This window comes from Brevibacterium sp. LS14, from assembly GCF_012027885.1.
GTDB classification, from domain to species: Bacteria; Actinomycetota; Actinomycetes; order Actinomycetales; family Brevibacteriaceae; genus Brevibacterium; species Brevibacterium casei.
Map to the genome: position 1 here is coordinate 157,891 of NZ_SJXG01000060.1, position 16,112 is coordinate 174,002.

Genomic DNA, 16,112 nt, shown 5'->3' on the forward strand with positions numbered 1-16,112 from the left:
CTTCACCTCCGTGATGTGAGTCTCAGATCAATCTACCATTGAATCAGTCGGAATGCGTAGTCCGCTGTGCGGATTCAGTTGATTGTGTTGAAATTTCATTCTGTATCCGTCAATGCGTGGCGATCCGAGGTGCAGGCGGTGCCCGTCGACACGCTCGCGGACCGTCATTGACACCGTGTGAGCGCGATCACCACACTGAGGGCATGAATGAAGGCGAGCTGTTCACCGGCGGCGAGGCGGACCGTCCCGACGTCCAGGGAATGCGGCCGGGATCCGAGCAGGGCGGTGCGGGGCAGGCGGTGCGCTCGCGCCCGCAGCCGACGCCGGGGGAGGTCGACACGATCGGGGCGCAGAACCTCGGGTTCTCCCCGGAGGAGTACCTCGCCCGGATCGCCGCGGTGCGCGGACGGATGAGCGATCAGGGACTCTCGGCGCTCATCGTCACCGATCCGGCCAACATCTACTACCTCACCGGCTACAACGCGTGGTCGTTCTACACACCGCAGCTGCTCTTCGTCCCCTCCTCGGGTCCGCTCACGCTCTTCCTGCGCGACATGGACGCCCGCGGGGCCTCCCACACCTCGTGGCTGCCGCCCGAGGACATCGTCGGCTACCCCGAGCGCTACGTTCAGCGCCCGCACATCCACCCCTTCGACTGGGTCGCCTTCGCGCTCCGTCAGCGGTGGGAGGTCGCCCGGGCCTCGTCCTCGCCGGTCGGGGTCGAGATGGATTCGCACTTCTTCTCCCCGCGCGCCTTTCGGGCGCTCGTCAACGGTGTGCCCGAGTGGCGTCTCGTCGACTCGTTCGAGCTCGTCAACTGGATCCGGGCGATCAAGTCCGCTGACGAGCTCGCCCTCATGCACCGGGCCGCCGAAGTGACGAGCGCGGCGATGGACGCAGCCCTCGGCACGGTCGGGCAGGGGGTCGGCCAGCACGAGGTCGCCGCCGCGATCTCCGCCGCGCAGGCGCGGGGGAGCGGGCCGTCGTGGGGTGATTATCCGGCGATCGTCCCGCTCATGCCCACCGGTGAGAGCGCTGACACTCCGCACCTGAGCTGGACGGATCGGACCTTCGCCGCCGATGAGTCGGTGAGCATCGAACTCGCCGGCGTCCACCGCCGCTACCATGTCCCCTTGGCGCGCACTGCCGTGGTGGGGCGTCCGAAGCAGGAGCTCGTCCGCCTCGAGGGGGTCGTCGCCGAGGCGCTCGCGGCCGTGCTCGACGTCGCCGCCCCAGGCGTTCCGACCGCCGAGCTCGCCCGGACGTGGAATCGGGTGCTTGCGCGTGGCGGGCTCGAGAAGCCGAGTCGGCTGGGGTACTCGATCGGCATCGGCTATCCGCCGGACTGGGGTGAGCGGACGATCTCGATCCGGACGGAGGACGACCAGATCCTCGAGGCGGGCATGACCTTCCACCTCATCTGCGGGATGTGGATGAACGGCTACGGCTATGAACTCTCCGAGTCGATCCTCGTCACCGACTCCGGTGTCGACACCTTCACGGACTTCCCGCGCGAACTCATCCGGCTCTGAGCCGGCATGGGACCGGCGAGGGCGACGATCTGTCGAACCACCTCGGCGGGTTGGTGGCGCCGGACGGGACGACCACCTCGGCGGGGATGCACGCACCCGGCACCCGGAGCGGTATTTCCTACGCGTGCACGGGGAGGTTTCGTCGCTGAGGGGATGACGTGCCGAGCGGAGGGTTGTCTGTGAACCGACGACGAGGGGGTGTTGTCACGGGGAGGACGTGCGGTTGCGGGGTGGAGGTGCCGCTTCGGGTAGGGCGTGCGCCTGCGGGGGCGAACTGTGACGCGGCGTGATGTCGTCGAAGGAAGTCAGCCGAGGAACTGCAGCCAGAGGCCGACGGCGAGCGCGTTGATCGCGACGATGAGCGCCGCGCGGCCGAGCACCCACGATCCGTCGCGGGGATCCGCGCCGGTGCCGCCGGAGAGCTGGACGGACATCGCGACGCGCGGGGGCGCGGCCAGGGCGGCGAAGGAGCCTGCGACATTTCCGGCGGCGACGACCGTCATCGCCGGGGCCCCTGCCGCGTCGGCCGCCGAGGCGAGGGTGCCCGAGAACATCGCGTTGCTGCCCGTGTTCGACCCGGTGAGGACCGCCCCGACCGTGGTCAGCCACGGAGTGACGAGGAGGAGGCCGGCGGGGACGAGTGCGCCGATCGCGTCGCTCATCCCGCTCGTCGTCATCACCCAGCCCATGACCATGAACGCCGCCGTCGCCGCCCCGATGGGGACCCATGCGCGGACCGCGGACGCCGCGACCGGGCGCAGGGATTCCTTCGCCGAGGCGGCGGCTGGGTCAGGGTCGGTGCCGGAGTCGCCTGCGTCCGCCGTTTCGCCGGCCTCGGCGTCCGTCGGTCTGGCAGCCCCAGTCGTTTCGGCCTCGTCGTCCGATCCCGCATCGTCCGCCGGCCCGGCGCTCGCCCCGCGCGCTCGCCCCCGGCCCCGGGCGACGAGGACGGCGACGAGGCAGGCGACCGCGAGCCAGAACGGGGGAGAGGAGACGATGTCGGTGAGGGGCGACGGAGCGAGCGCGTAGAGCTCCCGGGCGAGGAGGATGCCGACCGTGAGTGTCGCATACGGCAGCACCGCGCGGCCGAGCCTGCGGTCCATCCCGGCGAAGCGGCTGCGGATCGACAGGGGCAGGCCGATGCCGGCGATGACGAGGAGCGAGCCGACGATGCCGGCCGGGGCCATGCCGAGCAGGGCGTTCGAAGCCAGGATGCCGGCCCAGAGCAGTCCGGCGGCAGTTGCCATGCCGAGGGCGCTGAGGGGCTTCGGGCGAGCGAGGACGATGATCGCGACGAGGACGACGGCGATGGGGATCGCATTGATCCAGGCCGTCGTCAGGCCAAGCGCGTCGACGTCGAGGTCGGCGAGCGCGGCAGCGACGGTCGTGCCCGGGCCGAGCGCACCCCAGGGGACGGCGACGAGCCCGAGGAGGCCGAAGAGCGCGGAATGGCGGATCGAGCAGCCGAGGTGGCGCAGCACCGGCACGCCGATCGTCACACCGATGCCGAAGCCGGTGACGGACTCGGCGAAGGGGACGATCCCGAAGACGACGAGGGCGACGCCGATCGATCGACTCGGCACGGTCGCCTCGACCCAGCCGGAGAGTGCGCGCATGGCCCCGCTGGCCTCGAGGATCGCGGCGAGCATCATGCCGAAGAGGAGGATGAGGGCGACTTCGACGACGAGCGGGAAGTACTCCGTGCCGGCGGCGGCGAAGACGGCAAGCGGTGTGGGGAATGCGAGGAGCGCACAGACGACCGACCCGAGGAGTCCTGCCGCCGCCGAGATCCATGTCGGAACCCGGACGGCGAGGAGGACGATCACGAGGGCAAGAGGGGAGAGCGCAAGGACACCGGGCATTTTCGCTCATCATGGATCGAAATCTACTATCTGAGAATACACTAGGATGGGATCATGGCGAAGTCAGAGGACACGGGAGCGCGGGTGTTCGGCGCGCGGGTGCGGTCCCGCCGGCGGCACAGCAACCTCACGCTCAACGAGCTCGCCGCCCGTGCTGGGATCTCCCGCGCCGCCCTGTCGAAGATCGAGCGCGGCGAACAGGACACCTCCGTCTCGAATGCCATGGGCCTCTCGCGCGCCCTCGGCGTCGACGTCGGCGAACTGCTCGCCGAACCCGAGGTCGTCATCACCCCCAGTGAAGCCATCCTCGCGCTCACGAGCTACGGTCCGGGCACGCACCGCCGCGACCTCCCCTCCCCGATGGAGAACATGGAGGTCATCCACTACACCCTCGATCCGCGCGGCGAGACCTCCGCCATCGCCGCCCACCGCTCCGGATCCCGGGAGACCTTCTACGTGCTCGCCGGGATCGTCGAGATCGTCACGATCGACCGTCGCACCGTGCTCCGCGCCGGCGACTGCGCGCAGGCCCCCGGCGACGTCCCGCACCAGGTCGCCAACCCCAGCGACCGTCCGGCCGAACTCATCCTCATCATCGTCTGAGACCGCCCCCGCCGAGGCGGTCCGCCCTTGACGGGCCCCACCGGACTCGGGCATCCTTGACGGGTCCCATTCCCGTCGGAAGGCAGCCACCCCCAGTGAAGTGACCACTCATTTCCGCACCCGCGGGCGAAACGGCCCCGCACCACACCCGTGTGCACGAAATGAGGTCACAGATGACTGCTGCCATCTCCATCTCCGGACTCGGCTACCGCCTCGGCGACGACACCGAGATCCTCGACTCCCTCACCGCGACCATCCCGACCGGACGCGTCGGCCTCGTCGGTGACAACGGGATCGGAAAGTCCACCCTCGCCCGTCTCCTCACCGGCGAACTCACCCCGACGACGGGCACTGTCACCGGCTCCGCAGGCGCCGTCCACATCGACCAGCTGCTCCCGCACACCGATGTCCCCGTCGAGACCGTCCTCGGCATCGGAACCGTCCGCTCAGCTCTCCACCGCACCCTCGCCGGGCACGGGGAGGACGAGGACTTCGCCGTCATCGGCGACGACTGGGACATCGAGGAGCGGGCCCTGTCCGCCCTCGCCGAGGTGGGGCTGCGTCTCGAGTCCCGTGACCTCGACCGCCGGCTGCGGACCTTCTCCGGTGGGGAGGCCATGCGCATCGGCCTCGCCCGTGCGGCTCTCGCCGGATCCGCATGGCTCATCCTCGACGAGCCGAGCAACAACCTCGATGCCGCAGGGCGCAGACTCCTCGGCGAGCTCCTCGACCGGCGGAGCGGCCCGAGCCTCATCATCTCCCACGACCGAGACCTGCTCGAGACGATGGACGCGATCGTCGAGATGACTGACGAACTGCGTGTCTACGGCGGCGGCTACAGCGCCTACGAGGAGATGGTCGCCGCCGAGGAGGAGGCCAAGCGGTCTCGGCTCACCGATGCGAAGAAGACGCTGACGATCGAGAAGCGCCAGCGCATCGAGCTCGAGACGACGCTGGCGCGCGCCGACCGGAAGGCGGCCACGGACACGGCGAACAAGCGCCGCCCGAAGATCGTCATGAACGGACTGAGCGACTTTGCCCAGAAGTCGGCAGCCAAACGTCGCGGAGACAAAGCCGCCGACGAAGCCCGAGCCGAAGTGGACGTGCAGAGGGCGAAGGACGCCCTCCGCCGCGACCCGTGGATCACCCTCCACCTGCCCGAGACCGAGGTCCATGCCGGCAAGCGGGTGCTCGAGATCGACAGCGCAGGGCTCGAGCGTCCGTGGACGATCGTCGGAGCGGAGCGGATCCGCCTGACGGGACCCAATGGCGCGGGCAAGTCGAGCCTGCTCGCCGCCCTGCGCGGTGGGTCGGCGACCGCGCCGGTCGTCGAGCTCTTCCCCGGGCTGAGCACAGCCGTCCACGTGCCCATCGCCCACCTCGACCAGCAGTACCGGCTGCCCGAGCACTCGAGCGTCATGGATGCCGTCCGGGACCCGAACCCGGGACTGGAGAAGCATCGCGTCCACGAGGTGCTCGCAGCGATGGGTCTGCGTGCCGGGCGCACCGAGCAGCTGTGCGGGACGCTCTCGGGAGGGGAGCGCTTCCGCGTCGCGCTCGCCGCCGCCCTGCTCGCCGACCCCGCCCCGCAGCTGCTCCTCCTCGACGAACCCGGCAACAACCTCGACGTCGCCTCCCAGCGGGCGCTCACCTCGGCGCTCGAGGGATTCGGGGGAGCGATGCTGCTCGTCACCCACGACGACCGCCTCGGCGAGGAACTGGGCGCGGTCACCGAATGGGACGTTCGCGAACTGCGGGAGGCACCCGCCGAGGGCGACCGGTCGACGACTGTGAGTAAGGGAACGGACCGGGCGGTGTCCGATTTGCCTGCCTTTGGGATAATGGACGGGTGAGTGTCATGAGCGAATCCACGTCCCCGGCCGTCGCGCCTCTGCGCATCGGCCCCATCGAGCTGTCCTCCCCGGTCGTGCTCGCCCCCATGGCCGGGATCACGAACACCGCGTTCCGCCGGCTCTGCCGCGAATACGGTGCCGGACTCTACGTCACCGAGATGGTCACCTCACGCGCGCTCGTCGAACGCAGCCCCAAGAGCATGCGCATCATCCACCACGAACCGTATGAGACCCCGCGCTCGGTCCAGCTCTACGGCGTCGACCCGGTGACGATCGGGCAGGCCGTGCGCATGCTCGTCGAGGAGGACCGCGCCGACCACATCGACCTCAACTTCGGCTGCCCGGTGCCCAAGGTCACCCGGAAGGGCGGCGGCTCGGCCCTGCCGTGGAAGCAGGACCTCTTCACCGCGATCGTCACCACCGCGGTGCGCGAAGCCGACCGCGGCGGGATCCCGCTGACGGTGAAGATGCGCAAGGGCATCGACGCCGACCATCACACCTACCTCGACGCGGGGGAGACCGCCCGCAACGCCGGGGTCGCGGCGATCGCCCTCCACGGGCGCACGACCGCCGACCTCTACTCCGGAACCGCGGACTGGGAGTCGATCGCCCGGCTCAAGGATCACCTCGGCGACAGCGTCCCGGTGCTCGGCAACGGCGACATCTTCTCCGCCGAGGACGCGCTGGAGATGATGGCGCGCACCGGCTGCGACGGCGTCGTCATCGGCCGCGGCTGTCAGGGACGGCCGTGGCTCTTCGGGGATCTCGCGAACGCACTCAACGGCAGCGATGAGCGCCACCGTCCCGGACTGGCCGAGGTGGCCCGTGCCGTCCGCCTCCACGGCGAATACCTCGTCGACTACTACGGCGAGGAGTTCTACGGAGTCCGCGACCTGCGCAAGCACATCGCGTGGTACTTCAAGGGCTACCCCGTCGGCGGCGATCTGCGCAGCCGACTCGCGATGGTCTCATCCCTGGCCGAACTCGACGCCCTCCTCGCCGAACTCGACGACGCCCCCTACCCGGGGGAGGCCGCCGAGGGCTCGCGCGGACGCACGACCCGCCCCAAACGGCCCCACCTGCCCGAGGGCTGGCTCGACTCCCGCGTCTTCGATGCCAGCGGCACCGCGCTGCTCGCCGAAGCCGAACTCGACATCTCGGGAGGCTGAGCGTGCCGACCGAGACCTCCGCACGCATCGCCCAGGCCTCCGGGCACGTCGCGGACTACACCGCCCGCGACGAGGAGCGCTGGGTCATCGAACCGGCGAAGAACCCGCGTCGTTCGGCCTTCCAGCGCGACCGCGCCCGTGTGCTCCACTCCTCGGGGCTGCGCCGCCTCGGCGCGAAGACGCAGGTCGTCTCGCCCGGCACCGACGACTTCGTCCGCACCCGGCTCACCCACTCCCTCGAAGTCGCGCAGGTCGGCCGCGAACTCGCCCGCTACCTCGGCTGCGATCCCGACATCGTCGACACCGCATGCCTGAGCCACGACCTCGGGCACCCGCCCTTCGGCCACCACGGGGAGACGATCCTCGACCGGCTGTGCGCCGACATCGGCGGCTTCGAGGGCAACGCGCAGACCCTGCGCCTCGTCACCCGCATCGAACCCAAGGTGCTTGCCCCCGATGGCCGACCCGCCGGGCTCAACCTCACCCGGGCCAGCCTTGACGCCCTGACGAAGTACCCGTGGCCGCGGGCCGAGGCCTCGGCCGGTCGACGCGATTCGGGAGTGCGGAAGTTCGGCGTCTACGACGACGACATCGCCGTCTTCGACTTCTACCGGGCCGGTGTCGTCAACGGTCGCCGCTGCCTCGAGGCCCAGGTGATGGATCTCGCCGACGACATCTCCTACTCGGTCCACGACGTCGAGGACGCCGTCGTCGCCGGGCACCTGCGCCTGAGCGAGTTCACCGATGAGGCCCGACGCGCGGAGCTCTTCGCGATCACCCGGCAGTGGTACCTGCCCGAGACCGACGATGCGGAGATGGACAAGGCGCTCACCCGCCTCCAGGCCGCCGCGTACTGGCCGGAGACCGAATTCGACGGCTCCCGCCGCGCCCAGGCCGCCCTCAAGCACATGACGAGCCAGCTCATCGGCCGCTTCGTCGGCGCCGCGGAGGCCGCGACCCGCGAGGAGTACGGGTGGGAGCCGCTCAACCGCTACCAGGCCTCCCTCGTCGTCCCCGAGTCCACGGCCGTGGAGATCGCCGTGCTCAAGGGGATGGCCACGCTCACGGTCATGGTCGCGGAGGACCGGCTGCGCCTCCACGACATCCAGGACACCGTCATCACCACGCTCGCCGAATGGTATGACGCGCACCCGAGAGGGCTCGATCCGATGTTCGCCGCCGACCATGCGGAGGCCGCCGACGATGCGGCCCGACTGCGCGTCATCGCCGACCAGATCGCGTCCCTGACCGACCATTCGGCGTGGACGCTCTACCACCGGATCCAAGCCGGGGCGGGGGATCGTCTCTAGACCATGGCCGGACTCATCAAGCGCGAGGACATCGACGAGCTGCGCTCGCGCACGCGCCTCGACGAGGTCGTCGGCGAGTTCGTCACGCTCAAGACCGCGGGCATCGGCTCGCTCAAAGGCCTGTGCCCCTTCCACGACGAGAAGACTCCCTCGTTCACCGTCCGCCCTCAGGTCGGGATGTACCACTGCTTCGGCTGCGGGGAATCCGGGGACGTCTTCACCTTCCTCCAGAAGGTCGAGCAGCTCAGCTTCGTCGAGGCCGTCGAGATGCTCGCCGGGCGGATCGGGATGCACCTGCGCTACGAGGACGGCAAGGGCCCCGACCGGGAGCAGGCGAGCAGACGCCAGCGTCTGCTCGAGATGCACGAGGTCGCCGAGCGCTTCTTCGCCACCGCTCTGGGTGAGGACGCCGGGCAGATCGCCCGCGACTTCCTCGCCGAGAAGGGCTTCCCTCCCGGGGAGAACGCCCACTTCGGCATCGGCTTCGCCCCGAAGTCCTGGGATGCGCTCACCTCCCACCTGCGCCGGGCCGGCTTCAGCGATGAGGAGATCCTCGCGGCCGGGCTCGCGAGCGAAGGCAGCCGGGGCATCTACGACCGGTTCCGCGGGCGGGTGATGTGGCCGATCAAGGACATGACGGGTCGGACGATCGGCTTCGGCGCCAGGCGGCTCTTCGACGACGATCAGGGGCCGAAGTACCTCAACACCCCGGAGACCGCGCTCTACCACAAGAACCAGGTCCTCTACGGCCTCGACCTCGCCAAGCGCGACATCGCGAAGACCAAGCGCGTCGTCATCGTCGAGGGCTACACCGATGTCATGGCCGCCCATCTCGCCGGTGTCACCCAGGCCGTCGCGACGTGCGGCACGGCCTTCGGCGCCGAGCACGTCAAGATCGTCCGCCGCCTCATCGGGGATGATCCGAGTGCGCAGGTCGTCTTCACCTTCGATGGCGACGAGGCTGGACAGAAGGCGGCGCTCAAGGCCTTCGAGTTCGAATCCGAGTTCACCGCGCAGACCTTCGTCGCCGTCGAACCCTCGGGCCTCGACCCCAACGACCTGCGCCTGGAGAAGGGCGATGCCGCGATCCGAGAGCTCATCGAGGGCCGCAGACCCCTCTTCGAGTTCGTCATCACCACCGCGATCGCCCAGTACGACCTCGACACCGTCGAGGGCCGCATCGCCGCCGTCCGGGCCAGCGCCGAGGTGCTTGCCGGGATCCGCGACCGAAACAGCCTCAGCCACTACCACCGTTTCGTCGCCGGTCGCATCGGCGTCGACATCGCCGAGGTGGAGGCTGCCGTCAAGACCGCCCGCCGACACCCGCGTGCCTCCGCATCGGACCGGGGTCGGCAGTCGGGATCCGAGAACGCTCGGACCGCCGGCCGTCCGGGTCCGAGCAGCGCTTCCGGTGCGAACGGGGCCGGCGGTCCGGGGGATTCCGCGGGCGGCGGTGGTAGGCCGGGGGCGCCGGGCGAGGACGGCATCGAATACGTCTACGACGAGCGCCCCGACGTCTCCAACCTCTCCGCTCCGATCACCCCGACGCGCCTGAAGACGGAGAAGGGCGCGCTCATGGTCGCTCTCCAGCATCCGGAGTTCGTCAACGCGAAGCTCTTCGACTCGCTCTCTGCCCACGCATTCGAGCATCCCGGGTACCGCCGGGTCCAAGCCGTGCTCAGCGCGGCGGGAGGACTGCGCGCGGGAGCCGCCGACCCCGGGCGGTGGGTGGAGACCGTCATGGACGCCAGCGATGAGGACCTCAAGCCCGGCATCGCCCAGCTCCTCGTCACCCCGCTGCCCGTGTCCGAGGGGATGGGCGCCGAGAAGTTCGCCCAGGGCATCGTCGCGAAGCTCTTCGACTACGACCTCGAGAGGATCGCGAAGGAACTCCACTCGCGCCTCCAGCGGCAGTCCGCCACGGACGCCGAGGCGCAGACCGCGCTGCTGCGCCAGCTCCAGGTGCTCGAGCAGCACCGGGTGCGCCTGCGCGAACTCATGGCCTGACTCGGACTCTCTCACCAGGCTCCGACATCCCGCGGAGGACTCCGCAGCGCCGTCACCCGCGATCGCCCGACCCCGCGATCGCTCACTCGAGCAGCGACCCAGCGCGCGTTCGCGGCCGCCCGCGAACTCCCGAATCCTCGAATCCTGAACGTCCCGTCGGCGTTCGGGCGTGAAATACTGCACAGTTGCAATTTTGCAGTTGATGAAAAGTTGCAGATGGTGCAAAATTGAGGGCATGACTGACCACGAATCGCTGCGGACGAAGAAGGCGCGAGCGACCCGCACCGCGCTCCACGAAGCGGCGATCACCCGTGTCCTCGACGAGGGACTCGACTCGGTGACGGTGGCGATGATCGCCGCCGACGCGGGGGTGTCTCCGCGGACCTTCTTCAACTACTTCCAGACGAAGGAGGACGCGATCGTCGGCCTCGACGTCTCGACCATCGACACCCAGCTGGTGCGCGACTATGTCGAATCCGACACCGGCATCGAGTCCCTGGCCGAGGACACGGCGAACTTCGTGCGCGAAGCGCTCCTCGTCGGCACGGACCCGCGGCTCTCGGTGCGCAGGCGGCAGCTCTTCGCCGCCTATCCGGAGCTCGTGACCAAGCGGTTCGAACAGGTCGAGGCGCTCGAGGAACTCGTCTCCGAGCACGTGCTCGCACGGCTGAAGCACCTCGGCCAGGAGTTCTCGTCCGAGGACTCCGCCTGGCGCAGCGCGCGGATGCTCACCCAACTGTGCATGGTCCCACTCCAGCACGCTGCGCGGGTGGTCAAGCGCACGCCCGACCTCGCCGCCGCCCCCGACGGCACGAAGAACGTCTACGACGACTCCTTGGGGCTCTTCCTCAAGGTGCTCGAGCGACTGAGATGAAAGCTGAGATGAGAAGCAACAACGACCTGAGGACCGGGGACATGACGACCTCACCGGGCAACCACAGCAACGACACGCAGCCGATGACCACCTCGGCGATCATCCTCCTCTTCGTGGGACTGATGATCGCGATGTTCATGTTCTCCCTCAACCAGACCGTGCTCGCCACGGCGCTGCCGACGATCGTCGGCGAACTCGACGGAGTCGACCAGATGCTCTGGGTGTCGACGGCCTTCATGCTCGCCTCGACGATCATGATGCCCATCTACGGCAAGGTCGGCGACCTCTTCGGCCGCAAGCCGCTGTTCATGTTCGCGATCTGCTGCTTCCTCGCCGGATCGGTCTTCGCCCTCGTCGCGAACGAGATGTCGACGCTCATCCTCGGCCGTGTCCTCCAGGGCATCGGCGGCGGCGGAATGATGATCCTTTCGCAGTCGATCATCGCCTCTGTGGTGCCGGCCCGCGAGCGCGGGAAGTACATGGGCATCATGGGCTCCGCGTTCGCCGTCTCCTCGGTCGCCGGCCCCCTCATCGGCGGGTGGCTCACCGAAGGGCCCGGCTGGCGCTGGGCGTTCGCGATCAACTTCCCGCTCGGAGCCGTCGCGCTCATCGCCGCAGCGGTCTTCCTCAAGATCCCCAAGCACACGCACGGCCCCCGCCCGAAGATCGACGTCGGTGGCATGGCCCTCATCTCGATCGTCACCTCCTGCATCGTCCTCGTCTCCGCGTGGGGCGGCCACGACTACGAGTGGGGCTCCTGGCAGATCAATGGACTCATCATCGTCGGTGCCCTCGCAATCGTCGCCTTCGTCATCGTCGAATCCAAGGTGAGCGAGCCGGTCATCCCGCTGAGGCTCTTCGTCAACCGCGACTTCCTGCTCTCAACGATCGCCGGCCTCTTCATCGGTGTGAGTATGTTCGGCGTTCTCTCCTACATGCCGACCTACCTGCAGATGGTCCACGGCATCGACGCGACCGTGGCCGGACTGATGATGGTCCCGATGATGGGCACGATGCTCCTCTCCTCGACCCTCATCGGCTTCGTCGTCGCACGGACCGGAAGGTACAAGCGCTACCCGCTCATCGGCATCCTCCTCATCGGCGCCTCCCTCGTCCTCCTCTCGACGCTCAAGGCCGACAGCCCCGCGTGGGAGCCGATGGTCGGCCTCGCGCTCCTCGGCCTCGGCCTCGGCCTGAGCATGCAGATCCTCGTGCTCGTCGTCCAGAATGCCTTCCCCGTCGAGATGGTCGGCACCGCGACGGCGGCGAACAACTACTTCCGCCAGGTCGGAGCGACCCTGGGCATGGCGTTCATCGGCTCGGTGTTCACCCAGCGTCTGCTTGAGAACATCAAGGCCGGAATGACCGACCTCGCCGCCGCCTCACCGGACGCGCAGCCGCCTCAGGTCTCCTCGACGGGTCTGACCCCGCAGATCGTCTCGCAGATGCCCGAACCCCTGCACACCCTCATCATCACCTCGTACAACGACGCACTCGTGCCCCTCTTCCTCTGGGTGGCTCCGCTTGCCTTCGCCGGCTTCGTCATCCTCCTCTTCCTGCCGAACACGCCGTTGGCGAAGACGCTGAAGAAGGACACGACGAGCCGTGAGCACGTCCTCGTCCCTGAGGGCGCCGAGGTTGCCGCAGCGACCCCGGCATCGGATAGTCTGAGTCTGCCGACGATCACGAAAGCTTCCGCGGATGACGACACTGACGATTCTCACGACACCCCAGGACGGGGTTCCCGACCGCCTGCGTGACCTCGGGGACCTCGACGACGTCGAGGTCCGCGTCGCCGCCTGTGCCGATGAGCTCGGCGACGCTCTGCCGGGCACCGATGTGCTCCTGCTCTGGGACTACTTCTCCACGGCGCTGGCCGGACAGTTCCACCGTGCCGACGACCTCGCCTGGGTCCACGTGGCCGCCGCCGGAGTCGACTCGCTGCTCTTCGACGACCTGGTCGACTCCGACGTCGTCGTCACGAACGCCCGCGGCGTCTTCGATCGCCCGATCGCCGAGTTCGTCCTCGGCTTCCTGCTCCTCCACGCGAAGTCGCTGGCGGCCGTCCTCGCCGACCAGCGTCGTCGGGCGTGGAACCGGCAGTCGACCTCCGACCTCTCAGGCACCCGGGCACTCGTGGTCGGGACCGGGGCGATCGGACGCGAGATCGCGCGCGTGCTCCGCGCGCTCGACGTCGAGGTCGTGGGAGCCGGCAGTCACGCGCGAGGCGGTGACCCCGACTTCGGCACGATCATCGATTCGGGCGAGCTCGCCGCCCACGTGTCCGGCTTCGACTGGATCATCGACATCGCCCCGCTCACCGAACGCACCGAGCGCCTCTTCGACGCCTCCGTGTTCGCAGCGATGGATCCCCACGCATTCTTCGTCAACGTCGGCCGCGGCGCGACCGTCGACACCGCCGCCCTCGTCGACGCTCTCGCTGCGGGATCGATCGCCGGTGCCGCCCTCGATGTCGTCGACGTCGAACCGCTGCCGGCCGACCACCCGCTGTGGGAGTGCGAGAACGTCGTCATCAGCCCGCACATGTCCGGAGACACCCACGGGTGGCGCCAGCGGTTGGAGGATCAGTTCCTCGAGCTCTTCGCCCTCCACCGGCAGGGCACTCCGTTTCCCCACACCGTCGACAAGAAGGCAGGGTTCGTCCGATGAGCGCGATCGACGGCGACGCCGAACGCAGCTATCTCGCCCGGGTTCTCGCCGAGCTCACGGCGATCAGGCGTGCGCGGCTGCTGAGCATGCTCGTCCTCGCCGTCGCCATGCTCGTCGCCGGGCTCGGCGCCGCACTGCAGGCACAGGGGGAGAGGATCGATGCGGTGCTCCTCTTCTCCGCCTTCAGCCTCATCATGATCGGCATCGTCTGCGCCCTCGGTGCGATCGTCGCGTGGACCAGGCTCGGTCGGGACCCGCTCGATTCGGTGGCGGCGAGACGACCGGCGACGCCCCGTGTCCCGCGGACCCGCTCCGGCGGCATGGCGATCGCGATCGGCTTCGCCGTCCTCGGCGTGCTCCTCGGGATCCTCCTGTGGCCGCAGACGCCGATCCTCGGTGCCGCCGTCGTCCTTGCGTGCCTGCTCCTCGCCTGCCTCGGACCGATCTGGGCGCACGAGCTCTCGACTGCCGATGACAGGTTCGCGCTCATCCTCGACGGCGACGACGAACTCTCCCGGCGCTTCGCCACGTTCACCCCGATCTGGCTCCACGACGCCCTCGAGCGGGAGCGCCGGGGCGAGGGCAGGGCCTGACCACCTCGGCGGCGGTCAGGAAGATCCGGACAGCCGTCGCCGACGAAGACGACAGAGACGCCCACGTTCGCAACGTGGGCGCCTCATCGGAGTCCCGGACTCAGTCCGGACCGACCGAACGGATCAGACCGGGGCGACCTCGGGCTCGGTCTCGACGACGGCCTCGGCCTGCTCCACGACGGGGAAGGCCGGGGTGTCGACATCGGCCATCTCCGCCACGCAGCGGATGACCTGGCAGCTGTAGCCGAACTCGTTGTCGTACCAGACGTAGACGACGACGCGATCCTCGTCGACGATCGTGGCGAGACCGTCGACGACACCCGCACGCTTCGAGCCGACGAGGTCGGTCGAGACGAGCTCGGGGGAGGCGACGTAGTCGACCTGGTTGCGCAGCGGCGAGTTCATCGACGTCTCACGGAGGAACGCGTTGAGCTCGTCGACGGTCGTCGGCGTCTCGAGGTTGAGGTTGAGGATCGCCATCGACACGTTCGGGGTGGGCACGCGGATCGCGTTGCCCGAGAGCTTCCCCTTGAGCTCCGGGAGAGCCTTCGCGACAGCCTTCGCCGCACCGGTTTCCGTGAGCACCATGTTGAGGCCGGCGGCACGGCCGCGACGCGAGCCCTTGTGGAAATTGTCGATGAGGTTCTGGTCGTTCGTGAACGAGTGGACCGTCTCGACGTGGCCGTTGCGCACACCGAAGCGGTCGTTGAGCGCCTTGAGCACCGGGGTGATCGCGTTCGTCGTGCACGACGCGGCGGAGAGGATCGTGTCCGCGTCGGTGATGTCGGAGTCGTTGACGCCGAAGACGATGTTCTTGATGTCACCCTTGCCCGGAGCGGTGAGCAGGACCTTCGATGCGCCTTTGCTCTGCAGGTGCTTCGACAGACCCTCCTCATCGCGCCACTTGCCGGTGTTGTCGACGATGATCGCGTCGTTGATGCCGTACGCGGTGTAGTCGACCTGGGAGGGGTCATCGGAGTAGATGACCTGGATGAGGGTGCCGTTGGCGAGGATCGTGTTGTTCTCCTCATCGACGACGATGCTGCCGTCGAACTTCCCGTGCACGGAGTCGCGGCGCAGCAGCGAGGCGCGCTTGACGATGTCGTTCTCCCCGCCACGGCGGACGACGATCGCACGCAGACGCATCCCGGTCCCGCCGGCGCGGTCGATGAGGATGCGGGCGAGCAGGCGCCCGATGCGTCCGAAGCCGTAGAGGACGACGTCGCGGACGCCCTCATCGTCGGAGGACTGCGCACCGATGACCTGGTCGAGCTCAGCGGCGAGGAAATCGGCGGTCGAGGCCGACTGCTCGTTGAGCTTGACGATGAGGCGACCGAGATCGATCCGGGCAGGGCCGAGGTCGAGGTCGGCGAGAGCGCGGACGACCTCGAGCGTGGTCTCGATGTCGAGCTCCTCGCCGAGGAAGTGACGGGCATAGCGGTGAGCCTTGATCATGCCGGTCACGGACTTGCCCTGCAGCGAACGCCCGAAGAGGGTGAGGAGCACGTCGTTGTTGCGGTAGAGGCGGCCGACGAGCGGGATGAGGTCTTCAGCCGCAGTCTGCTTCTTCGCCCACTCGTCGAGACGAGCTGTGGTTGCTTCAGTCAAAGGTCGAGTCCCCTTTATTCAATTGACTAGT

The 16,112-nt window shown here is 68.7% G+C and carries 12 protein-coding genes; 10 read left to right on the forward strand and 2 right to left on the reverse strand.

The window, feature by feature from the left end; translation table 11 throughout:
- Positions 1 to 203: 203 nt before the first annotated feature.
- Positions 204 to 1,532, forward strand: coding sequence for a M24 family metallopeptidase (locus EZE58_RS15195; protein WP_095375487.1), 1,329 nt, complete (start codon positions 204 to 206; stop codon positions 1,530 to 1,532).
- Between the two features lie 305 nt (positions 1,533 to 1,837).
- Here EZE58_RS15195 and EZE58_RS15200 read toward each other — a convergent pair whose 3' ends face one another.
- Positions 1,838 to 3,394, reverse strand: a complete 1,557-nt coding sequence (locus EZE58_RS15200) for an L-lactate permease (protein ID WP_167560866.1) — start codon at positions 3,392 to 3,394, stop codon at positions 1,838 to 1,840.
- A 54-nt stretch (positions 3,395 to 3,448) separates the two neighbouring features.
- Between EZE58_RS15200 and EZE58_RS15205 the strand changes: the two genes are divergently transcribed.
- From EZE58_RS15205 to EZE58_RS15245, 9 genes are all read left to right on the forward strand, one after another.
- On the forward strand, positions 3,449 to 3,997 hold the full coding sequence (locus EZE58_RS15205) for an XRE family transcriptional regulator (RefSeq protein WP_167560868.1): 549 nt from the start codon (positions 3,449 to 3,451) through the stop codon (positions 3,995 to 3,997).
- A 173-nt stretch (positions 3,998 to 4,170) separates the two neighbouring features.
- On the forward strand, positions 4,171 to 5,850 hold the full coding sequence (locus tag EZE58_RS15210; protein ID WP_167560870.1) for an ATP-binding cassette domain-containing protein: 1,680 nt from the start codon (positions 4,171 to 4,173) through the stop codon (positions 5,848 to 5,850).
- 5 nt (positions 5,851 to 5,855) lie between these two features.
- Positions 5,856 to 7,019, forward strand: a complete 1,164-nt coding sequence (dusB, locus tag EZE58_RS15215; RefSeq protein WP_063250146.1) for a tRNA dihydrouridine synthase DusB — start codon at positions 5,856 to 5,858, stop codon at positions 7,017 to 7,019.
- Positions 7,020 to 7,045: 26 nt separating this feature from the next.
- Positions 7,046 to 8,329 carry a deoxyguanosinetriphosphate triphosphohydrolase gene (locus EZE58_RS15220; protein ID WP_167560980.1) on the forward strand — a complete coding sequence of 428 codons (1,284 nt, stop codon included), beginning with the start codon at positions 7,046 to 7,048 and terminating at the stop codon, positions 8,327 to 8,329.
- 3 nt (positions 8,330 to 8,332) lie between these two features.
- Positions 8,333 to 10,336 carry a DNA primase gene (gene dnaG, locus EZE58_RS15225; RefSeq protein ID WP_095375489.1) on the forward strand — a complete coding sequence of 668 codons (2,004 nt, stop codon included), beginning with the start codon at positions 8,333 to 8,335 and terminating at the stop codon, positions 10,334 to 10,336.
- A 235-nt stretch (positions 10,337 to 10,571) separates the two neighbouring features.
- Entirely contained in the window at positions 10,572 to 11,210 is a 639-nt protein-coding gene (locus EZE58_RS15230) for a TetR/AcrR family transcriptional regulator (RefSeq protein WP_167560872.1), read from the forward strand.
- A gap of 41 nt (positions 11,211 to 11,251) precedes the next feature.
- Positions 11,252 to 12,970 carry an MDR family MFS transporter gene (locus EZE58_RS15235; protein ID WP_100227424.1) on the forward strand — a complete coding sequence of 573 codons (1,719 nt, stop codon included), beginning with the start codon at positions 11,252 to 11,254 and terminating at the stop codon, positions 12,968 to 12,970.
- The gene (locus EZE58_RS15240) at positions 12,912 to 13,880 is read left to right on the forward strand and encodes a D-2-hydroxyacid dehydrogenase (protein ID WP_205772307.1); all 969 of its coding nucleotides are present in this window, start codon (positions 12,912 to 12,914) and stop codon (positions 13,878 to 13,880) included. Before EZE58_RS15235 ends, EZE58_RS15240 begins: the two co-directional genes overlap by 59 nt.
- Positions 13,877 to 14,473 (forward strand): hypothetical protein, encoded by a 597-nt coding sequence (locus tag EZE58_RS15245; RefSeq protein ID WP_167560874.1) that lies wholly within the window; start codon positions 13,877 to 13,879, stop codon positions 14,471 to 14,473. Before EZE58_RS15240 ends, EZE58_RS15245 begins: the two co-directional genes overlap by 4 nt.
- A 123-nt stretch (positions 14,474 to 14,596) precedes the next feature.
- On the opposite strand, the gene EZE58_RS15250 is transcribed toward EZE58_RS15245, so the two are convergent.
- The gene (locus tag EZE58_RS15250; RefSeq protein ID WP_063250142.1) at positions 14,597 to 16,081 is read right to left on the reverse strand and encodes a glyceraldehyde-3-phosphate dehydrogenase; all 1,485 of its coding nucleotides are present in this window, start codon (positions 16,079 to 16,081) and stop codon (positions 14,597 to 14,599) included.
- Positions 16,082 to 16,112 lie beyond the last annotated feature (31 nt).